Below are 24163 nucleotides of genomic sequence, written 5' to 3'. Positions count from 1 at the left end.
ATTTCCAAAAAAGTACGAATAAAACACACCAACATAAAAAAGGCTGCAAGTTTATATGCAGCCTTTTGTTATATGGGTATTGTCGATATACCTCAAACGCTTATTGAAACCGTGCGGTGACGGCTAAACTTTGTGATGAGTTACTGGCATCATCATCTAAGAATGGTTGTGTGTCGTGATCAAAATTAAACGAATAGGATAAAGAGACCATTTTTGACAGCCGATATTCTAACCCTAAGGTTAATTGGTATTGGCTCGACTTATTATGATCCACAATACAATAGGTGGCAGTTGAGGTGAGCGTTTCTTTACACACCGAGGTTGAAGCATCGGCAAATTCAGCCAAATCATCTAAGCCATAAATAATGCTCAATGATTGGTTGAACATGAGGTTATCGGCAATTTGCCAGTTATATTCTTGATAGGCATAGGCCACATTGTAATCAAATTCATTTAATCCGGTGAGCGTGCGGTTAGCATCAGACACTTGGTCGTTTTGATTACCCAGCGCCATAACCAAATGTAATTTGTGGTTATCTGAATAGGTTAAATAAGCGCCGCCACCCAAATAAGCCACGGTTTTATCATCCAGAGAGAGCGAGTCATCTTGCTCTTTTATCCAACCTAATTGTCCAAACCAAGTGCGATTGAAGTCATACTTCCCGCCATAATTGAACAGTTTATAGCTTCTATCTGATACCAGTTGGTTTGATTGGGTGACTTTGTCTTTTGAATAGGCCAACGATAAGCTGTTAGTCCACGCATCGTAGCGAGAGAAATAGTTAAGCGAAATACTGTTTTGGTCGCCATCAATATTACCACTGAGTTTACTCAACGATACCGACACATCAGCCGCGTGCAGCCATTTAGATTGGGGTTGCCCCTGTGCATATGCGCTTGCTTGCCACCATTTACTCGGTGCGCTGGGAGAGGGTTGTGCCGCCGGTTGGGCCGTAGTTTTACTGGTGACCGTATTACTTTTGCTTATGTCTTTACTACATTGCTCAGCAGATTTGTTTAAGGCCTTACAGCGCGCTATTTGCTGTATTTGTTTGTACAGGTTTTCATCGACAGATTTTATAAATTGCAAATCAACGTCACTGGCATAACTGGCGGTTATTTGCATCGAGCTTACAACGAGTAAAATATAAGGTATACGCATAGCACAATCCTTGTTTAGGTTTTGTGGATGGTTTTTGTTAATTACACGGTTTGCTGTTTTTTCTCAGAGACCACGACTAATAAAAGTCCAACAAGGGGGGTAAGCAATATTGAACTGAAAAAGTACCCCCAAAAGCCAAGCTTTTTATTGCTGCCTATTAAGGCAATGAATAAACAAAGTAATAAATAAACCAATATCATCATTTTGAATTTCCTGTGGTGTTAGGCACAAGGGTGAACTTGAGCGGGCTAATAAAAAGGTCACTATTTCCGGGTGTAATTGGGTTGGGAGTAAAGGTTAGCCCGTATTTTTCATCTAATTCATCGCTGGCATAGTTGAGTCGACTGGCAATTTTCTCTGGCGTAGTACCACGTGATTCGAGCGCTGCGGCCCAAATAATCGATGCGGCGAAATAGCCTTGTGTTGCCCAAAAACCTTGAGTTTTATTGTTATCTTTGTAAAAGCGACATGCAAATAGTTGATATTGTGCTTCGGCAATTTCTTGTTGAGTCCGATGCTCTCGTTTATTGACGTGATGGTGTTTTATGTCTGAGGGCGCATGGCAAGATTCAGTAGCCAGTGACGGGAGCCCATCGACCGAAAGTGCGTAGTAAGGGGCGATGTCATCAATACAGGTGCTATCATTACAATCGGCTTGTAGGTTTAAAAATGCGCTGCCACCAATAAATGGTTCGTGCATATCTACTTCACGCGCAAGCCGCATGAGTGTTTTGGCATTGTCTTTTGAGGCTGCGAGAAAAATGATCCCCGCTTGTTCGGTAAACACTTTATCGAGTCGTTTTTGTGATATCCGTAATGCATCGAAATGCTGTTTTAATGTTTCATTCAGGACGGCTTCTAATTTACTGCTATTTTTACTTTCTTGCACATAATGAAGCAGTACGTTGTCTGAGTCAGCTAAGCTCTCCTCGAGTTGGTTATGTAGGTCTTGTTGCTTTTGGTGTAATTCATCTTCATCTAATAGTCTGAACTGTCGTCGGTATTTTTCTTGTGTTATTTTGAGCTGTTTTTCACTGGCCTTATAGGTAAAATCTCGCTCTAAAAAGGCCAATAGCCGTTTATCACTCAGCCCTGCAAAATACTGGCGATAAGTCTCTGTATTTGAATCAGTTTCAACCAGCAGTGAAATAATATCGGTTTTTTTATTGCCGATATCAGAGGTGCTTTCAGGAAATAATTTACGCAGCTCAATGAGATCTGTGAATAACTCTGAGCGTGCGGTCGACAGGGCGAGCTGCTCTGCTTTAGATGAGACCTTGTTGGTCTGCCTTTTTAAAATGGCAATGGTATTTAAATGGTCTTGGCTTTCATATTCATAAAGAATGGGATCGGCCACATTGAGCCCTTTATGCACCGCCGCTTCAACAAAGTAATTGGTAAAGTCATTTTCATAGAGGTTAGTGTCTCGTTCATTAACGACATAAACATCTACATAGCCTTGTTGATAAATATAGCTGGCAATGTCATTTGCGTGCGTTAATTCACTTGATATATGCCTGAAAATATACTCAAAATCATACTGGGTTAACCGTGCATCCGTTGCACCTGAGCTCAGCAAAACGACCCCTTCATTTTCGTATACGACCGCAGCGGGAATGGCTGAACTCGAATGTACATATCCTGCCACAGCAATTAGGTTGGGGTTTTGTACTATGGTTTGTGCTTGTGAAATACTGGCTTGCTTTGAACTGTTGTCTTCTTCATAAGCGGGTTGCAGTCTAATGGGTTTCATGTCGCAGTGAAGATTGGCTTGTCTATCTTCGGGTGCCTCTATACATCGGGTGTTGTGAGCGCTTTGTAGTAAATCGAGCTGCACTTGAAATGCTTTTACATACTCTTGCAATGAATCATTGCCATGCTTGGCTTCTGGCCACACGATGGCCACTTCCAAGTGTTTACTCTTAAGCAGGTTGAGCGCACGTTGTTCTTCATTCGTGCTTGTTGGCCCTGAAGTCATGCCCCGCACTATTAAATAAGCCACGTAAGCAATACTGAGATACACGATAAAGCGGCGCATTACGTAGGCTCCTTTCGCTGGCGCTTTTTAAATCCTTTTCTAGTTTTTGTCATTTAAGCGCTCACTTTTAGCCGGTGAAGCGGTTTTATTCACCGCTGGTTTCTCTTTGCTTTTAGCATCTTGTTTCGGCTGCGTCTTTTTATCGGCTCCAAACAGGGTATGCTGCGCGAGCTGGGGTAACGTTGCTTTTTTCGTGTGTGTTTGCTTTGTAGGTTTATTTACCAGCTTTTGTGATTCTAACGGCGGCGCGTGCACCGCGGGGCTGGGTTCGGCATTGAGAATAACCGGCAGTGAGTTTTTATCTGGCCCAATCATAATGACTTTTGAATTTGCCGAGGTGGCAATTTTCGCGGTGGCCTGAATGCCTTGCCACTTTAAAATATTCCCCGAAATACTTTGGTCAATAATAGCGTTATAACGGCGGATCCCTTCTGCTTCAATTCTTTTTCGCTCAGCTTCTTGCTCTTCTCTTTGAATACGATAACCGTAAGCAAGCGAGAGCTGTTGTTGCCTGAGCTTATCTTGGATCACGTTTTCAATTTTATCGGGCAGGTCAATATCAATCACCATCACTTCATCAACGGTAATAAACTTTCTGGCAACCCGGCCAATCGCTTCGTTTACCGCATCTTGAAAAGTGGTTTTTTTAGCAAGTGTGGCGTAGATGTTTGTTAAGCTGTCTTTTACGACGTATGAACGTACTGTTGACTCGATTTCAGGCAGCACAATGGTGTTAAAGTAGTCTTCACCAACATATTTGTGGAGTACGCCCACCATTTCTCTGTCGGGATGATATCGAATGGCCATGTTTATTTTTACGTTCAGGCCATCTTCGGTCAACACATTCAAGGTGTGTTTTTGCGTTTGTACTCGCAAGTTATAAACCGCCATGACGTTCCACGGTAAAACAATATGAAAGCCTTCTCCGTAGAGGGTTTCTACCACCGTACCGCCATCAAAGCGTTTATACAGCACGCCGCCTTCACCGGCTTTTATGGTGATAAATATTCTAGACCAGAAGTAAAGGAGCAAAAATGCTAGGACCAAAATGGTCACTAAAATTGTGGGTAAATGTTCATCAATATAGCGCCGGATATAAGCGGATAGTCGGGTAATTGGGTTAGTCATGTTGCTTATCTCCATTGCCTTCTAATTTCACTATTTTTCCGTACTCTAATTTGATTAAAGTGTCGGCAACGTCAAAATATCGGTCGTCATGGCTTACCACGAGTACCATTTTGTTGGCTTTTTTCAACTCAGGTAAAATATCGTGATAATAGAAATCTCTAAATTCAGGGTCTTGATCGGCTGCAACTTCATCAAACACCACCACCGGTTTGTCTTCAAGAAGTGCAACAATCAATGCAATGCGTTTACGTTGCCCAGTTGACAGGTCTAGGTTGGTAAAGCGGCCATTTTCAAAGCGGGTTTTATGATCGACTTGCAGCTTTTTGAGTAGCTCATTCACTTTTTTGCCGTCTAAGTGATCTAGGCCGTATAGCTTGTCAAATAAATGAAAATCAGTCAGTACGATAGAAAGTAAACTGCGGAAATCATTGTAGTTCGACACTTCTACTATTTTATTGTCGACTTTAATATGGCCTGATTTTGGACTATAAAGCCCTGTTAAGTTTTTCAGCAAGGTTGTTTTTCCGCTACCGTTACCGCCAACAATAAAGGTAATTTCTCCGCGTTTTAAGGCAAAATGCATGGGGCCAATGCCAAACATGGCCTGTCCTTGCGCATTAACATAGTCATAATGTAATTCATCTAAACTGAGTTCTTTAAAGTCTTTATACAGATCAGAGCAGGCATGTTGATCTGGCTCTTTTGATTCGTCGAGTTTGGTTTCTAGGTGAACTAAATTATCCAGTGCCATATCTGCTTTTATGATCATCGGAATTGACTCAATAAGCAGGCCAATTGCGCCAGAAATAAACAACACTATGGCCGTGATCGACATCATGGTTTCTGACTCAACGTCATCAATTTGTGGCAGTAAAAAGACGATCCCCGCCATCAATAGGAAAAACATCGTTTGCCCAAAAACCATATTAGAGACGACTTTCTTTTCAGATTGGAACTTTAATACTAAAGAGTCATCGATGTTGCGAGAGAACTCATTTTGATAAATATCATCACTTCTTTTTAGGTTGATTTTTATCTCTTTAAAGCCGTCGAGAAAATGATTAAGTGATTCGAAAAAGAGTTGGTCTTTTTCTTGAAATTCATGGTAAAGGCGAATGATGTCTTTTTGGCCGTGTTTATAAATAACAATGCCAATGCCGAGAATAACCACACACATTGCAAAAGCCGCCAGCGATAGATAAGCAATGTAACCGAATGAAAATAGGAGCATAATGGAGGCAGTCATGGAGTGCACCATTAAGCGCGTAGACTCATATATTATTTGTGAATTATCGGTGATATTGGTGATAATACTCATTTTGCCGATTTTTTCGTAGTGCACCAGTTCAGACTTTCTGAGTTTATCTATTAGGGTTAAATGTTTATTTGAAATGGCTTGCTGTACACCCGATTGCGCATGGTATTCAGAGTATTTTCGGCAAAATACAAACGCGCCAATGCATAGCGCAAAGAGTAAGATATTCCTTAAATTTATTTCATTAAAGTCTTTAGACACATCATTAATGATAAGCATAACCATACCATTGGTTATACCTGCCAACATCATTGTTAAAATGATTCTGTTACGTCTGAACCCAGTTTCACTAAAGACAAATGATATTAACTTCACTTTCATAGGTGATCCTAGTTATTATTTTTTTGAGGACCCGGTGTGGAGCAATTCGGGCTATTGATGCCAAGCACATACAAACAGCCATAACGACGCGGTTACTTTTATAAAAATAAGCGCGTCGTGATGGCTATACTATTTCACAAATAGTGCGTATTAAGCAGCTGTGGTTTTCTTACGTGCTTGAGAGGTGACTTTTTTACCTTCTTCAAATTGCTCTTCGAAGTAAGCACGCATTTTATTTGCGTCTAAGTCCCAAAATGTGCCGCCTGCTGCAAAGTGCAAGTTGAATACTCTGCCAATTGCGTAGGTTGTGGCACCCCCAAGGATAGACATAGTGACTGCCCCTGTTAATTGTCCAACCAGTGGAATTGATTTGATAAAGCTGGCGATAGGCTGCACTAGCGCAATGGGCAAGTAGCCACTGACTAAAGAGGTGATCACTGCTTTACCACGAGACTCTGAAAATTCAACTCCGTATACTTTTGAAAGTGAATGAAGCATTTTGATTTGAATCGCCGTTAGACCAACGAAGTCAACCCAAGGGATCGGCACAAGTCCGACACCCGCTGCACCATACACAGAGTTTTTAATGATTTTATCAGCTTCTTCGGTTTTACCCTCGAATGATAATTCGGCGTCAGCCGTTTGGTTTTGTTGTTCCACTGCATTCTCCTTTTCTGAGTTTTGATTTTTATCTTGTACCATAAGTAACCTCCTGTTTTTGCTTGGTATACACCGAGCAAATTTCCAAATATGAGCCGTATTTGGCTGAATATTGGTAAGAACTTCTGGCATTAATGCAGTCAGTAACCCAAAACCACTCTGGCTTACATGTTTCGCCAATCCTAGTCAATAAGTGTGTCCACTGTCGGACATGATTAAAAAAAAGTCTATTACACGTCATTACAGTGTCAGATTTCGTTGTAATGCTATGCAGTCGTTGCCTTCAAAAAACATGTCAACATAACGAGATTAGCTCGTTTTATCCTAGCTGATAGGTAGATTGGCTGTATTTTATGCAATGCACATTGATTTTATATGATATTAATATGAATAGTTCAAGTTAATGGTGTGTAAAATTATTTGATTGCTGTAATGTTTTGTAATTGCTATATGTAATTACAAAATATAGTTTAAAGTGGAATAAAAAAGTGTTCGAGCACGCTGTTAAAGCTCTTACTGTTCAGTAGGCGGGTTTATATTAGTTGAATATTTTCAATGGTATAAGCTCATATTTATTGTTTTGTAATAAGTTAACATGCGGCGTATAAGAATGAACTCTTCAAATGATGGAACGGTTAACGCTCAGGTGAGCACCCAAAAAAAATTAGATAATTCTAAAAAACTCACTTATTTGCAAGGGAAGGTTACGCCAAAAACCACCTCTTGCGTACATCAGCTCTTTGAACAACAAGTAGATAAAACTCCAGAATATAATGCACTTGTGTTTAATAATGTAGCGCTCTCATATACACAGCTAAATCAGCGTGCCAATCAAGTCAGCCATTTTATTTACGAAAAAAGTCAATTATCAGCCGAGTCAACAGATAGCACACAGCAGCGCGTTGTATTATTGTTGCCACGCTCTGAGTTTGCGTTGATTTGTATGCTGGGCGCATTAAAAGCCGGTGTATGTTATGTGCCGATTGCCCCTGACTTCCCCCTTGAACGCGTTCGCTTCATCCTTAATGATGTTGCCCCTTCATTGGTGATCACCACGGCGGAACTGGCTCTACAATTTAACACCTTACAGGCAAAGAACTGGTATATATTTGATCTGACTGATCATGAAAGAAGCTTTAATGATTATCAGATAAGTAACCCGAATCGAGCCGTTAGCGCTCAGCATTTGGCTTATGTCATATACACATCTGGCTCAACAGGCACACCAAAAGGGGTGATGTTAGAGCATCATAGTGTGGTGAATACTTTACAGGCGTTGTCACCCATTTATGGTAAAAACGATGGCTTAAATACACCATTAAAAACCTCCGCTTTTACCCATTTTGTGTTTGATGTGAGTGTTTCTGAGTGTTTTTGCCCGTTAATATTTGGTCATGAATTACACCTGTTAAGCGATGATATTCGCACCGACAGTGTGGCGTTATCAGGTTATATCACGCAGCACCGTTTAAATGTGGTGTACTTACCGCCTTCAGTATTGGCCACGTTACCCCGCGTCAGTTATGACAGCGTAAGCAGCTTTATTTTTGCAGGAGAGCCTTGCCAAAAAGAGTGTGGTGAATACTTCGCACAAGCATATAATTTATATAATTTTTATGGCCCAACTGAGTGCGCAATCTATGCCACGGGCCAGCGGGTTGATGCGCAGAGCATCCATCATATCGGCGCGCCTATTGATAATATGCGTGGTTATATTGTTAATCAAGCAGGTGAACAAGTCGCGTACGGTGACGAAGGGGAGTTGTACTTATCCGGCCGAGGTCTAGCAAGAGGGTACTTAAATCTTGAGACCCAAACACATCATTGTTTTATTGAAAACCCATTTTGGGTGCAAGCAGACGACCCATTTGATGATTATCGGCAAATATACAAAACCGGTGATCTCGTTAAGCAACAGGCGGATGGGCAGTTAGTTTATTTAGGCCGATGTGACCAACAAATTAAAGTGAATGGCTTTCGGATTGAGCCGGGCGAAATTGAACATCAGTTGCAGCAATATCCAGAGGTAGTGCAAAGCAAAGTAGTGGTTGATCCCGCTCGTAACCAGCTGGTGGCATTTTATACTTCATCACATCCAATCAAGCCAGATGAGGCGTTGCCAGCGTTTATTAGCCGCTATTTACCTGAGTACATGTTGCCAAAGCACTATATCCATGTGCATGAAATGCCAGTGTCTATTAGTGGCAAAATAGACGCTCGTGCTTTATTAAATCAGCTTGATCCTATTACGACAGAAAATAACAACACGGCTGAACACAGTCAGATGCTTGAGCTGCTGTTAAAAACGGTTTCGGGTGTTTTAAATATCTCGAACATTGCTGGTAATGACAGTTTTTATCAGCTGGGCGGCGATTCTATTTTAGCCATGCACATTGGGGCTAAACTACATGAACACGGAGTGAGTTGCTCGCCAGTGCAGGTACTTCAAAGTAAAACATTTTATGCGCTGGCTGATAAGCTTGAGAATGAGGAGGGCAGTGCAGCCAAAACATGCACGCTTGCAGTAAATGACGGGGTATTTAACCCGATGCAGCGATTGATCTTAAATCATCAACTGTCTACGTCGGCAATTTTGTATAACGAAAACCTGTCTATTAACTTCTCAGCAGCCGGTTGTCAGACTATTAAGCTTGAACAGCTACAACACGCGTTGATGCGCCTGATCAACCACCACGACATTTTACGTATGCGTGTAAATGAAGATAACTTAGGTTATCAAATTGGTGCGCGATTAAGTACCGCTGATAACCTGATCACCGTGCTTAATGTACCGGAAGAGCTGGGAGGGCAGGCTCATAAACATTCTAACTATCATGATGCTACGGTAGATGAAGCGTTAGCGCGCAGCATTGATCGCCCGTTCGATATGCATACGGGGCCACTCTATTGGTTTATCGCACTGTGTCATGAGGGGCACGTGCATCAACTTATATTCATTCATCACCATTTACTGACCGATGGTGAAGCGATGTACAACCTCTTTGTGCCGCAGTTAGCTGAGGTGTTAGAAAACCCTGAGTGTCAGTTGCCCATCGTACCAAGTACCATTACGCAAACGGTATATAAAGAGGCGGATGATACGCTCATCGCCTCGTTGAATACCGCAACCTTGTTTAATAACCAGCACAGTGAAAAACCACACGGAAAATTTAAAACCAAGGCTTTTTCCACGGCATTGTCAGATCAGCTTTTCGCCAGTGCGAAGGCGCAAGAAGTGAGCGTTTTTTCTGTGTTATTAGCATGTATTCAGCTGATCACCCTGCGTTTCTCCAATCAGGATTCTGTGTCTATTGGAGGCGTACGAAGCCTTCGTCATCCTGATGCGCAAAACGTGTATGGTAACTTTTTAGCCAATGAACTGTATTATTGTGATCTTGATCTCAATACCTCAGTTACTGATTTTATTGCGCAGTGCTTTGCACAAATCACACAGCAATTAGCAAACCCACTCGCCTATGATGCCTTACTTAAAAAAGTGAGAGAAAATTATACGGTAGAAGAAAAACTACCATCGGTGTATATGACTTTAGAGCCACAAAAACGCCATGATGTGCCTTGGGTTATTACGCAAAATAATATGTTGCCTTCGCAGGTTAAATATCCGCTGTATTTTGAATTTGATATGCAAGATACGTTAAGTCTACGAGTTGAATATCGCACCGCAATATACAGTGACACACAGATCCAACAGTTGATCACTGCGGTTGAACATGTACTGACATCGTTCTCAACTCAATTGGAACGCCCTGTTGGCGATATTGATTTAATGTCAGTAGAACAGCGTACGTGCTTGCTGGAAAAATATACGGCGGCGGTACCTGCCTATCCAGAAAATAATTTAGTATCACAATTTGTTGCAATGGCTGAGCGAGCGCCCACTAAATGTGCACTTATGTGTGCAGGTAAAGAGGCCTCTTATGCTGATATTGATAAGGCCTCTAACCAATTAGCCCAATACCTTATAGAAAACAATCATATACGCGCTGAGTCCTTAGTATTACTGTTGCTGGAGCCATCATTTGACACCATTGTTTCGATTCTGGCGGTATTAAAAGCAGGTGGCGCGTATGTGCCAATTGACCCGACTTATCCGACTTCTCGCATTAGGTATATTGCAGAAGATACGGCAAGCCAAATTGTGATCACGAACAGTACCCATAGCGAACGCATTGCGACGTTGCCTCAATTAACACGCATTTGCTTAGACACGCTGCCTGCACAACATTACAGTGATGAACGACCCAATATCGCGATAGTACCAGAGCAACTGGCCTATGTGATTTATACATCCGGCAGCACTGGGCAGCCAAAAGGTGTGCAGATCACACACAATAACGTGAGCCGTTTACTGAATAGTTCAAACTCACATTTTAATTTTACACCAGACGATGTGTGGTGTTTATTCCACTCTTATGTGTTTGATTTTAGTGTCTGGGAGATTTGGGGGAGCTTGTTGCATGGCGGGAGTTTATTTATTCCTAGCAAGCAGCAAACCCAAGATACCACCGTATTTTTTCAGTTAGTGAAAGAGCACAAAATTTCGGTATTAAACCAAACGCCGTCCGCGTTTTACAACTTTATTCAAGAAGCCAGAAAACAAGCACAGCTTGAGCATTTAAGGTACGTCATTTTCGGTGGAGAGGCACTTAATTTGGTTCAGCTTCAGCCTTGGTTTGATTTGTATGGCTATCGTGATCCTACATTGGTTAACATGTATGGCATAACAGAAACCTGTGTTCATGTTACGTTTAAGGCAATTTCACCAGCAGACATCAGTGAGCGCTCTAACATTGGTATGCCATTAAATGATCTGAGTGCGTACATCTTAGATGATAACTTAAACCCCGTGCCACAAGGTGTTGTCGCGCAACTGTATGTGAGCGGAGGCGGGGTTGCACGCGGATATTTGAATAAAACGTCGTTAACCGGATCAAGGTTTATTGCAAACCCGCATAATCAAAATGCTGGGCAAGCAATCCTCTATAAAACCGGTGATTTAGTCAGAGAGCTTGATAGTGGTGGTATCGAGTATATTGGCCGTAACGACTTTCAAGTCAAAATTAGAGGGTATCGAATAGAACTCGGTGAAATTGAACATTGCGTGTCTCAAATCGCAGGCGTGATACAAAATACGGTATTGGCCAAAAAGCGAGATTCAGGTCAGTATCTCGTGGCGTACTATGTGGCTGACAGTGACATTGCACATGATGATTTTATTCAGCAGCTTAGCAGTCGTTTACCAGCACATATGGTGCCACAGCATTTTGTTTATATGCCATCAATGCCACTGACGATTAATGGCAAAGTCGATGTTCGTAATTTCCCAGAGCCAAACTTTACCCAAGCGGATCACTGTGCACCAAGCACTGAAACCGAACACGCATGGTGTGCTATTTGGGCTGATGTGATGTCAGTTGAGCAAGTGGGTATTGAAGATGATTTCTTCCGTATTGGGGGAGACTCTATTAATGCTATTCGTGTTGTGGCACAGCTAAAATCAATGGGTTTTAGTGTGTCTGTCAGGGATATATTTCAGTATAAAACAGTAAAACGCATTTTAGACAAAACGAACGAAGGTAAACCGGTAAATACGGCGCCATACACTGCAACACCTAAATATTTACCGTTTAGTCTGGTAAATACCCAGCTGCAATCGCGCTTTGCTCAGTTAGCCGACGTTTACCCTGCAACCCATTTGCAGCAAGGTATGTTTGTAGAGTGCAAGCGTGATGGCCGGATTTATCATAATTTGGATGTAAGTGAAGTCAATCAACCGCTCGATATAACAAGGTTTACCCTGATATGGCAAGCCTTGGTTAATAAGCATGAATTATTGCGCGCGGCATATCAGCAGTTTGATGATATGGGGTATCTCACTTTAGTTGAGCATACCCTTGATGTGACAAAACACATTGTGCAATACAGTGACTATGAGCGGGCATGGGATCAAGAAAGTAATACGCCTATTGTGCTCGATGAGGCTGGACTATTTCGGCTTGCTATTGTGCCATCACAGGCGCAGTTTAAGCTGATATTTACCTCGCATCATGCCATTGAAGACGGCTGGAGTGTGGCATCACTCATTGCTGAGTTTATCAGTGCGTATACGCAAAACAGGACTGATGAAGAGGTGGTTTCATCTATTGAAAGTCGACCAGTTGCGGTGAATTTTGGTCAATATGTTAAGCAAGAAATTGCAGTAATAAACGATCCACCGCAACGTCAATTTTGGCGACGTTATTTAGAAGATATGCCCGAGAAAGTGCATAAAATGCGCAGTAAGGCGATTGCTAAACATGAGCCTGTTATGATTGAGCAGACCTGCGAGCTTTCCGCCTATATGCATCAAGCGGCACTCGATATGGCGCTACAGCATGGGGTGTCGGTTGATTCGGTCTTTATGGCCGCTTTTGTACATTTGTTGCGAGTATTTAACGGTTCAGACGATGTCACACTGGGCGTAGTGGTTAATAATCGACTTGAAGTCGAAGGCGGTGATGAACAGTTTGGTTTGCACTTAAATACCATGCCCATGCGCTTTAACAGCGTAGAGGCAGAATTGGTTAAGGCGGTGTATCAAGAAAAACTGTATTTAATGGAGCACAAAAATTATCCATATGGTCAAATCAAATCAGATTTAGGCATTGAACCAGACCAAGATTTATACCAAGCAGCGTTTAATTACATTCATTTTTATCAAAAGCATAGCGCGTTAAAAGCCAGCGCAGGCGAAGCAATAGACGCAATAGCGATGACCAATATTCCTATTGCGTTGGTAGTTAACCGCGAAGGCAATACCTTCGATATTCAATTTCAAGCCCACAGTACATTCATTGAGCAAGCTCAGCTCGAATATTTGGCTGAGTATTACCAACACTATTTAAGCTGTATTTTATCATCAGAGCCTTTGCAGTCGGGTATGCGCAGCAATGAGCATATATCGCTGAGGCAACAAGTTGATACATATGCAAGTTTTGATAAAAAAGACACGGTACTGGATATGTGGCAACGCACGGTCACGCAATATAGCGATGAAGTGGCCTTGTGCTTTCAAAACGAGCAATTTACTTACCAGGCATTAGACAAGCAGGCTGATCAGGTTGCGGGCTATTTATCTGAGGAAGTCGGTGTACGCTTGGGCGATACCGTTGCCATCTCGTTTGAGCGAAGCAGCAATATGATCATTGCGATGCTGGCTGCAGTAAAACTCGGCGTGGTATATGTCCCCGTCGACCCTGCTTATCCAATGGAGCGAGTACGTTATATTTTAAAAGATTGTGGTGCATCCGCCGTACTGTGCTGCGATCACGTCGTCAATGTATTAGCGTTTATACAAGAAGACGGCGTTCGCTTAGTTGATATCACCAGTAAGGCGGTAAAAACGGCTGCGTATAAGTGGGCAGGAAGGCCTGTCGACTTAGCGCCGCAATCGTTGGTTAATATTATTTATACATCAGGCACAACAGGGCAGCCAAAAGGGGTCATGATCAGCCACGCGGGGGTGGTGAATCTGGTTCATAGTCAAAGGCAGATGTTTAGTTTGACTCACACAGATAATGTTTTGCAGTTTGCCTCAATCAGCTTTGATGCAGCAACGTGGGAGATTTACAGCACGCTGTGTAGTGGGTCAACGCTGGTGGTGTGCGATAAAACGGTACGAAAAGATGCTAAGGCGCTGGCTCAAATGCTGAGCGCTGAGCAAGTATCTATTGCGACATTACCGCCAGTACTTGTTGAAACACTCGATGAAAGCGACTGCCACTCTTTGCGTATTTTGGTGGTTGCTGGAGAAACCACGCCCGATAAAACGCTACGGCGCTTTTCTGAGGTATGTCAGGTAATCAATGCTTATGGCCCCACTGAAACAACGGTGTGTTGTTCATTCCACCGTTATAAAGTGGGAGACTTAAACACCAATATCGGCAAACCATTACTAAATACGTGTTTGTATATTCTTGATCAACATATGAACCCTGTGCCTAAAGGGGTCGTGGGTCGCTTGTTCGTTAGCGGCAGTGGCGTTGCCGCAGGGTACTTTAAACGCCCTGAGCTGACGGCACAAAAATTTATTGCAAATCACATGAAAGATGATGACTTCAGCGTGTTGTATGACACCGGAGATCTCGCCAGATATGATTTGAACAATGATATTGAGTATCTTGGGCGCAGTGACTTTCAAGTTAAGATCCGAGGTTATCGTGTTGAGTTGGGCGAAATTGAACAGGTTTTATCAAAGTGCCAAGGCATAGCCCAAAGTACGGTTCAGTTATTAGAGCTGAATCAGCAAAAAGTTCTGAGTGCGTACTTTACTTCATGCTCTGATCCTACTCAGGGACACGAGGTCACCGTTGAGAGCTGGCAACAGGTGTACGATGCAGAATATAGTCGATTGGAAAAAGACTTAACGGTTGATCAAGCTGACTTCGAAGGGTGGAATAGCACCTATACGGGGATGCCCATCGATGTGGAAAAAATGCATGAGTGGCGTGATGCTACGGTTGCACGCTTAAAAACATTGCCGCTTGGTAATGTACTTGAGATCGGCAGCGGCTCAGGGTTAATTTTTTATCCTCTGATTGAACACTGCACCCACTATTTTGCAACGGACTTTTCTAAAGCCGCCATTGATAAACTAGGCTTTGGTGCCAAGCAACTTGGCTTTGAACACAAAGCTCAGTTTGCTGTGTGTGATGCGGCTAAGATTTATGATGCGGTTGCTGCACAAAATTATGTGCCAGACACCATTATAATCAATTCGGTTGCACAGTATTTTCCATCATTCGATTATTTGATGGAAGTGATTGAGCAAGCGAGTCAATTAATCGCCAAGGGCGGACTTATTTTTATTGGTGATGTGAGAGATGCTCGATTGCTCGACACATTCCATTATGATGTACAGAAATCTCGTGCGTCTGATGTACCTCACAATCAGCTTAAGCAACTAGCCTCTCAAGCACGGGTACTAGATAAAGAATTGCTGATCAGCCCAGCATTTTTTGCACAGCTACCAAGCCACTTTGCTCTGTGTACTGATGCGCAAACTATGTATAAGTCGGGGAATCACAGCAGTGAAATGACAGACTATCGGTATGATGCATTACTGAGTTTCTCAGCAGAGAGCACGCAGCCACTTACCCCCCATGTGATTGAGTACACGAACGATGTCAATGTCAAAGAGCTGATGGCTTTACATCAGCATCTTGTTGTTGAAGGCGTACCCAATGAACGTGTCTATCAGGCTTATGTCAATTACTATAATTTACCTTGTAAGTTCTCTGCGCCGCTCAATTGGCAAAACTGGGTAGATGTAGCTCAGTCATTGGGTTGTGGTATTCGTTTTATGCCAAACGACAGTGCGGCACATTTAATGTCGGTGAGCTTAATTAAAAACGACGTAAACTCACATTGTGAGTTTGCGTCTATCAATCAGCCGCACGGTGAATCGTTAACTCATACTCATTTGTCTCATTATGTTCGGGAGCCGGTGGTAGAAATTAATACTCAAACCCTGATTGAGTCTTTAAAAACACAATTGCCTGCACATCTGATCCCACAGCACTTTGTTCAACTTGAGCAAATTCCACTGACAACGCACGGTAAAATAGATAAAAAAGCATTGCCGACGCCTGAGCTGTGTTCAGTCGATTATCAAGCACCACATACTGAGCTTGAGCAAACCTTATGTCACATATGGCAAACAACGCTGAGTATTGCCCGTGTAGGGGTGAATGATGATTTCTTTAGGCTCGGAGGCAATTCTATATTGGCGATCACGTTATGCCATAGAATGTCTCAAGCGCTCGATTACGAAGTGAATGTGGCTATTTTGTTTAAGTGTTCCACCATTAGTGCCTTAATCGACGATGGTTTATACCTACAAAAGAACAAAATCGAGCCCGCGAATATCGATAATCTCCCTCTGTCTTTTGCACAACAAAGACTGTGGTTTATTGAACAATATGAGCAAGGCTCAGCGGCGTACACGGTTCCGATAGCACTGACTCTTACTGTAGACGCTGCCCGCTTCACGCAGGCTGTAAAGTGTATTATTGAGCGCCATCAGGTGCTAAGAACATGCTTTGATGATAAAAGTGAGTCTGAAAAGGTCTTATTAGATATTCGTTCGGCGGATGAATTTACCCCCGTGATTGAAACGGTTGCCCAACACGATTGGCGCACGCGCATAGCGCAAGATATGCAATATGTGTTTGATCTGACCAAAGAGCTGCCAGTGCGGTTAAGCATTTACCAAGATAAGAGTGAAGTTGCAGCATTGATAAATATCCACCATATTGCATTTGATGGCTGGAGTGTCGATATTTTATTAAAAGAGCTAGAGCTATTGCTGACCCCAGAGGACGAGCAATCTCAAGCGCTGGCAAAGTTACCCATTCAATATCAAGATTACGCATATTGGCAACACACTTATTTACAACAAGGAGAGCTAGCGCGCCAATTAAGTTATTGGCAAACACAGCTACAAGGCTTTGAAACCCTTAATTTACCGCTTGATCACCCACGGCCTGAGCAGCTGAGTTATGTAGGAAAAAACCTCAATCAGGTTGTGAAAGCCACCACCACGAAAAAGCTCAAAGCGCTCGCCCGTGCTCACAGTGTGACTTTGTATACCTTACTATTAAGTGTATTTAATGTTCTTTTACACAGGTACTCGGGCCAAACCGATATAACCCTTGGTTCGCCTACTGCGAATAGAACCAGCTACGATACGCAGAATCTAATTGGCTTTTTTGTTAATGCTCAGCCCATTCGTAATCAGCTTGATCCTGTCAGTAAATTTGATGAATTTTTAGCGCAAGTACATAACACGGTTATTAAGGCGCAAGCACATCAAGACGTGCCATTTGAGTCGATTGTTGAACATTTATCTTTGGAAAGAGACGCATCTAGACATCCTATTTTTCAGGTGATGTTTTCTGTGCAGAATTTTGGCGAAGAGGCCAATAAAAGTGCGTTCTTTACACCGATTGATGTTGATGACATTTACCAAGTGGCCAAACATGATCTAACGGTCTTTGTGAATGACAGTGTTTCACAACAGAGCGAAAATGAATTAAAGCTGCTATTAAACTTTAATACCGCGTTGTTTAGCGATGCACGTATTGACAATTTGGCACAACACTATGTGAATTTATTAGAGGCTATTTGTGAGGCACCAGATAGCCCAATTAATGAGTTAGCAATGTTTACGCCAGTACAGCGCCAGCAATTATTGAATGCGTCAAATAAGCCACATGCTGCAAGGGAACAGTGCGCGTTGACGGAACGCTTTGATACGCTTAGTGCACAATACGGCGATACTATCGCATTACAGTGTGATGATACGCGGTTGACATATCAGCAACTCGATGTGTATTCGACACAAATTGCGCAACAGATCACAACGAAACTCGCAGGCGTTGCAACACCACAAAAACAACCCCGAGTGGTGCTACTGATGGACCGCTCTATTACCATGCTGGTGTCATTAATCGCCATTATGAGAGCGGGTGCAGTTTATGTGCCTATTGACGCTGATGCGCCTTCAGAGCGTATTGACTATATAGTCACTGATAGTGCGGCCACATTGCTATTAACCCAGCCTCACTTGCTGGCGGCATTGCCAGAGTTGGCAACCGATGTGGCCATAGAAAGTGTTGAAACAAAATCGGGCATAGATGGCGTTAATTGCTCGCAGCAGCCATTACCAGAAAGTAATATTGATGATTTGGCGTATGTGATTTATACCTCTGGTACAACAGGTCAGCCGAAAGGGGTAATGGTAACGCACGGATGTGTTGGCCACTACGTTGATAATATTACAGAGATCATTGTACCTGGAATGAAAGTGGATTTTTCTTCTAATATTGGCTTTGATCTCAGTGTAACGACTACTCTTGCTGCTGTGTTACGTGCTGCACATGTGCATATATTCCCACACCCCGTTAAGTATGTAGACGAGTATCGCCAGTACTTAACCCGTCATGATATTGAATTTGTCAAAATGGTCCCAAGCCTTGCCGAGTTAGTCTTTTCTAGTGATACGAAAGTACGTGTCGATACGCTTATGCTCGGGGGCGAGAAGTTACTGTCTCAGCAAGTCTCAGCCTTAAAAGCACATTGTCATGTTGTACTTGATGAGTATGGTCCAACTGAAACCACGGTAGGATGCTGTATCTCCCAGCGTTACCCAGTAAAAAATGAAGGGATAGGCGCGCCATACGCCAACACCCGAGTGTATGTGCTAGATAGCCAATTAGAGCCTGTTGTTCAAGGTGCGAGCGGTTACTTATATGTTTCTGGTCCAGGCGTTGCGGCTGGATATTTAAATTTACCAGAGCAGACCAAGGCGGCGTTTATTAATAACCCGTTTGTCGCACAAGGCGACTATAACGGACTTTATGACCGTTTGTACTTTACGGGCGACTTGGTGAAAGTGGATAGGGCCTCTCAATTACATTACTTGGGCCGCAGCGATGCGCAAATTAAGCTCAGAGGCTACCGCATTGAGTTACATGAAATAGAGCAGCAATTGTTATCACTCGAATGCATCACTCAAGTCGCGGTGACACTAAAACAACAGGGCAGACGTGAGTGGCTAGCTGCTTTTTATGTCAGCGAACAAGTGGTAACGCATGAGCTGTTTGTTGATTTATTGAGTGACCGTTTACCGCATTACATGATACCAAGTCAGTTTATTGCGTTATCAGAATTACCGTTAACCGCCAATGGTAAAGTGAACCATGAGGCACTACCCACACAAGACTTAGCCCAGGCGCAATTTCAGGCACCCAGTAATAAGACAGAACAGCAGATCAGCGATATTTGGCAATCTTTACTGAATGTTGAGCGAGTAAGCACGTTAGATAACTTCTTCCAAATTGGTGGAGATTCTATTTCTTCTATTACGTTGGTGTCGAAATTACGTAAAGCGGGGTTTAACTTTGCAGTTAAAGATGTATTTACTCATAGCACGGTTCAGGCTCAAGCCAAATATGTGCTGTCAGGGCATTCGAGTACCACGGTATTGAGCCAGCAAGGCGAGCTAGTGGGTAAGTTTTCGCTACTACCGGTGCAGCAGCGCTTTTTTGATGACGTACAGCGTGGCTTAATTACTCAGCCTGAGTATTGGAATCAAAGCTTTTTAATTCAAGTGCCGCCTATTGATATAGTCCGCTTACAGCAAGCACTGAATGAGTTAGTGGCACACCATGACATGTTGCGTACCAGCTTTGATGTAAATCACAGTGGCCGCCCAGTGCGGTATCAAAGCTATGAAAAAGTCCGGCCAATAGGGTTACGTATTATTGATATGGCGCACACAGAACCTGAGGCGTTGCCAGCCTTGCTTAATGAAGTGCAACAAGATAAAGAGGTGTGTTCTGGTGCAATTCTGTCGGTTGCCTATATTCGTGAGTTTACTCACGCGCGGGATGCCATCTTCGTCAGTTGTCATCATTTAGCCATTGATACTGTGTCTTGGCAAATATTCAGTGAGGATTTACACGCGCTGTATTTCAACCGCAGCCTACCAGAAAAAACCACCAGTTACCGTCAATGGGTTGATGTGATGCATCAATATGAAGGTATGTATCCTAGCGAAGGTGCTTACTGGCAGCATGTCTTGGCACAAGATGAATCGCTCAAAGAGCTGGTGTTACACACAGACCCTTCGCACAGCTTTGACGCTGAAATACGCTTACCGGTTGCAGAAACTGAGTTGCTTTTAGCAAAATCGAATGCGGCTTATGGCACGCAAATTAATGACTTATTACTGTGTGCATTTGCATATGCATTACATCAAGTAAATCAGTGTCACTGTCAGTTAATTACATTAGAGGGGCATGGGCGAGAGCAACTTGATCACTTGCTTGATGAACGCGATGTGATACTGGATACATCACGCACCATAGGATGGTTTACAACCCATTACCCGGTAGCACTGCCAATAGCAGACTCGTTATCACTGACTATTAGAGCAATCAAAGAGTGCTTACGAAAGGTCGAAAATAAAGGCATCGGCTTTGGTGCGTGCCAAGTAAACGACGCATCTTTAATTTTACCTCCGATTGCATTTAATTATTTAGGCGTGATCAGCACGGCAGAGCAATCTGCTGATTGGCAAATAGCGCTTGATGATTTATCAACACAAGTGAGCCAAGAAAATAATGATGGCTTGCTCATCAGTGTTAACGGTGCCGTAAATGCCGGAGAGCTGATGTTCTCAATTGCGACAAAATTGGACGCCAAGGCACATCATTTATTGTGTAATGCCTTTGAACAAACATTGCACGACATTGTGCAGCACTGCACGAGGCAAGCAAGCTTCACACGCTCCCCAAGCGATATTGGGGTTGATATGCCGATTGAAGAGTTTGATAAAATAACGGCAGTGCAGGGGATCTCAGAGGTGTTTGGCGCAACCTCTTTGCAGCAAGGCATGATTTATCAGCACGTTAGCTTTCCAGATAGTGACGCCTATCATGTGCAGTTTTTGATTGATTATGATGAGCCATTGGTCGTGCCTTATTATCAGCAAGCGTGGCAGTGGGTTGTGGATGAATACCCAGCACTGCGAATGTATTTTGATTGGCAACATGCTCCTATACAGCTTATTCAGCAGGAAGTTGACGTTAATTTTATCTTTCATGATTGGAGTACACACACTCATGTTGATGCAGCCATCACACTGCTACAGCGAGAAGATAGAAATCATCCCTTTAATTTAAATCAGGCGGGCTTATTGCGGCTCCAACTTATAAAACGAGACGAGTCGAGTTTCACCTTGTTAAGAAGTGAACATCACAGTGTGTCTGACGGGTGGAGTAACGCGCGACTTATGGCGCGGGTACATCAAGTTTATATCCAGCTTTGCCAAGGAGCCATCCCACATAAACGTGAAGATAGTGGCTATGTTAATGCACAACATTTTTACGTCAGTCAGCGTGAGGCATGTAAGCAGTTTTGGTTGAGAGAAAAGTTACGATTTGATGAGTGTAATGATATTTCATCTATGCTGTCGTGTGCGTCGGGTTTAGCGACACACAAACACGTTGAGGCAGCAGAACAAGCGTTTATTTCGTTTAAAGCGACACACTTGCAGCAAGTTGCACGCGACAGTAACGTGACTATGCACAGTATATTGCAGCTTGCGTGGCATAAATTGATCCGAATATACAGTGCGAGTAGTCAAACTATGGTCGGGACGACCGTCTCGGGCAGGGGAATTGATGTTGACGGTATTGAAGACAGTGTCGGCTTGTATATCAACACATTGCCGCTGTGTGTGCAGTGGGACAACGACAATACAGTATTACAACAGTTGCAAGCGATCACCCAGAGTATGTCACTGTTAAATACCCACTCCCACCAGCCATTAGCACAATTACAACAAGGCGCGGAACGTTTGTTTCAAACCGTGTTAATTCATGAAAATTACCCTGAGCCGCAAAACGATGACACAGAAAGGCTCAATTTTAGTTATCGCGCAGCGTTTGAAAAAGTAGACTACCCAATCGCAGTGATCGCTCAAGAGCAGCAAAACACGTTAACACTCGGGTTAAGTTACGATACTGCCTTGCTGTCAGAGGAAAGGGCTAAGCATTTATTGGCGCAATTTGAACAGATGTTACATGCGATCCCCCGTTATCTTACACGTCACCATGGTCAGTTAAACGCGTTGACTCCCGCGCAGCGCTATGATGCTTTAGCAAAAGCAAACCAAACCTATGTTGCTTTTGAACCTGAGGGAATAGAGCAGTTATTTTATCAACAGGCTCGGATATTTTCGGCATTACCAGCGGTCACCTTTGCAGGGAAAACCCTGACTTACCAAGCCCTCAATGAAGCATCTAACCAACTTGCTCATTATCTATTGCAGCATTTGAGCGTGCAGCCTGATAGCTTGATTGCCATTGCGATGGATCGCTCAATTGAGATGGTGATCAGCATATTAGCGGTGATCAAAGCGGGAGGGGCGTATGTGCCCATTGACCCCCAAGGTGCAATTGAACGTGCTCACTATATATTACAAGACACTGCGGCGTTAGCCGTATTAACCCAGTCGAGTTATCACGCCGACTTTAAACAGCAAGCCGATAATATACGCCGTGATGAGGCATGTACGCTGAAAGTGTTTACGGTTGATAACCCCGAAATATACACAATGCCTAAGCACAATGTAGATAGGCCTTTGTCAGCAGAACGGCTCGCGTATGTAATTTACACATCAGGTACAACTGGCCAGCCAAAAGGCGTGATGATTGAACACAATGGTGTGGTTAACCTCATTGAATCGCAAATAAATACCTTAGGACTGACGCAAGAGAGCAAGGTACTGCAGTTTTCTAATTTGGTGTTTGATGCGTCGGTGTTTGAGATTTTCCCTGCACTTATAGCGGGTGCTGAACTGCATCTTATAGACCCATCGCTACAGCGCGATCTTGTTGGACTGGTTGAATACATAGAACAGCAAAAAATAACCTGTGCTTTTTTAAGTACCGCCTTGGTTAAGCTATTAAAAGGTAATGAGTTCAGTTCGCTAGAGGTGATCCATACCGGTGGTGAAGCACTGGGTGGCTTAGCCATTTTGCCAAACTCATGCCGGTTAATTAACCAATATGGGCCAACCGAAGGCACGGTGTGTTGTGCGCAAGCCGAAATCACAGATTTAGCCGAGTTGCCTATTGGAACGCCAATTCAAAATATGCAGATGTTTGTGTTAGACCCTCACTTACAACCTGTAGAGCGAGGTGTTGTGGGGGAGCTGTATATTGCAGGTCCAGGGGTGGCAAGAGGGTATTTAAATCAACCGGCATTAACGTCATTGCAGTTTATTGATAACCCATTTAAGAACGAGGCTGATTTACAAACAAGTTATAACACACTTTATAAAACCGGAGACCGCGTGCGGTTATCGGCTAAAGGGCAGTTTGAATATATCGGTCGTGCTGATTTTCAAGTAAAAGTACGAGGATACAGAGTTGAGCTGGAAGAAATTGAGCATAGGCTCGCTCAGCATGATGCGATCAATCACTGTGTGGTAAAAGTCTTGAAAGTAGGCGGTGTTGATAGTTTGGTTGGGTATTACAGTGCCGAGCGAGAACTCGACGCCAATGTGCTAATGAGCCATCTCCAAAAAGGCATGCCGAGTTACATGATCCCAAGTGTATTTATGTATATTGCGCGCTTTAGTTATACCAGCAGTGGCAAAATAAATCGTCACGCTTTACCAGAACCTGATGTCCCCCGAACTGCTTTTGTTGCGCCTAGCACTGAGTCTCAGCGTGCAATTTGTACATTGTTTGCTGAGACATTAAGTATAAAAAGTGTGGGAATAACCGACGACTTTTTTACTCTGGGGGGCAACTCTATTTTAGCAATAACAGTGTGTCAAAAACTGACCGAACAATTTGGTATTAATATCAGAGTCGCAGATTTGTTTGAGCATCAAAGTGTGGCTCAGTTGGATGAATATCTCATGGCTTCGAGTCAGGTAGAAGAAGAAACAGGGGAGTTCTAA

7 protein-coding genes are annotated in these 24163 nt (G+C 43.1%); 1 reads left to right on the top strand and 6 read right to left on the bottom strand.

From position 1 onward, the window contains the following. Window positions 1-100: 100 nt before the first annotated feature. The 6 genes from BGP78_RS01955 to BGP78_RS01935 form a co-directional block, all read right to left on the bottom strand. Window positions 101-1162 carry a DUF481 domain-containing protein gene (locus BGP78_RS01955; RefSeq protein ID WP_119859833.1) on the bottom strand — a complete coding sequence of 354 codons (1062 nt, stop codon included), beginning with the start codon at window positions 1160-1162 and terminating at the stop codon, window positions 101-103. 41 nt (window positions 1163-1203) lie between these two features. After that, entirely contained in the window at window positions 1204-1365 is a 162-nt protein-coding gene (locus tag BGP78_RS22570; RefSeq protein ID WP_171044344.1) for a hypothetical protein, read from the bottom strand. Further along, window positions 1362-3200, bottom strand: coding sequence for an ABC transporter substrate-binding protein (locus tag BGP78_RS01950; protein WP_119859832.1), 1839 nt, complete (start codon window positions 3198-3200; stop codon window positions 1362-1364). The genes BGP78_RS22570 and BGP78_RS01950 overlap by 4 nt, the downstream gene beginning before the upstream one ends. A 39-nt stretch (window positions 3201-3239) precedes the next feature. Beyond that, window positions 3240-4328: a prohibitin family protein gene (locus BGP78_RS01945; RefSeq protein WP_119859831.1), complete on the bottom strand. Its 1089-nt coding sequence runs from the start codon at window positions 4326-4328 to the stop codon at window positions 3240-3242. Then, window positions 4321-5964: a cyclic peptide export ABC transporter gene (locus tag BGP78_RS01940; protein ID WP_119859830.1), complete on the bottom strand. Its 1644-nt coding sequence runs from the start codon at window positions 5962-5964 to the stop codon at window positions 4321-4323. The genes BGP78_RS01945 and BGP78_RS01940 overlap by 8 nt, the downstream gene beginning before the upstream one ends. 150 nt (window positions 5965-6114) lie before the next feature. After that, entirely contained in the window at window positions 6115-6666 is a 552-nt protein-coding gene (locus tag BGP78_RS01935; RefSeq protein ID WP_119859829.1) for a YcjF family protein, read from the bottom strand. Window positions 6667-7234: 568 nt separating this feature from the next. Here BGP78_RS01935 and BGP78_RS01930 point away from each other — a divergent pair. Beyond that, window positions 7235-24163: a non-ribosomal peptide synthetase gene (locus BGP78_RS01930; RefSeq protein ID WP_182912196.1), complete on the top strand. Its 16929-nt coding sequence runs from the start codon at window positions 7235-7237 to the stop codon at window positions 24161-24163.

Origin of the sequence: Pseudoalteromonas sp. MSK9-3, from assembly GCF_003590335.1 — a bacterium.
In the GTDB taxonomy this organism is placed as follows: Bacteria; Pseudomonadota; Gammaproteobacteria; order Enterobacterales; family Alteromonadaceae; genus Pseudoalteromonas.
Note: the sequence above shows the minus strand (reverse complement) of the source record. Positions and strands in the feature narration are given on the sequence as shown.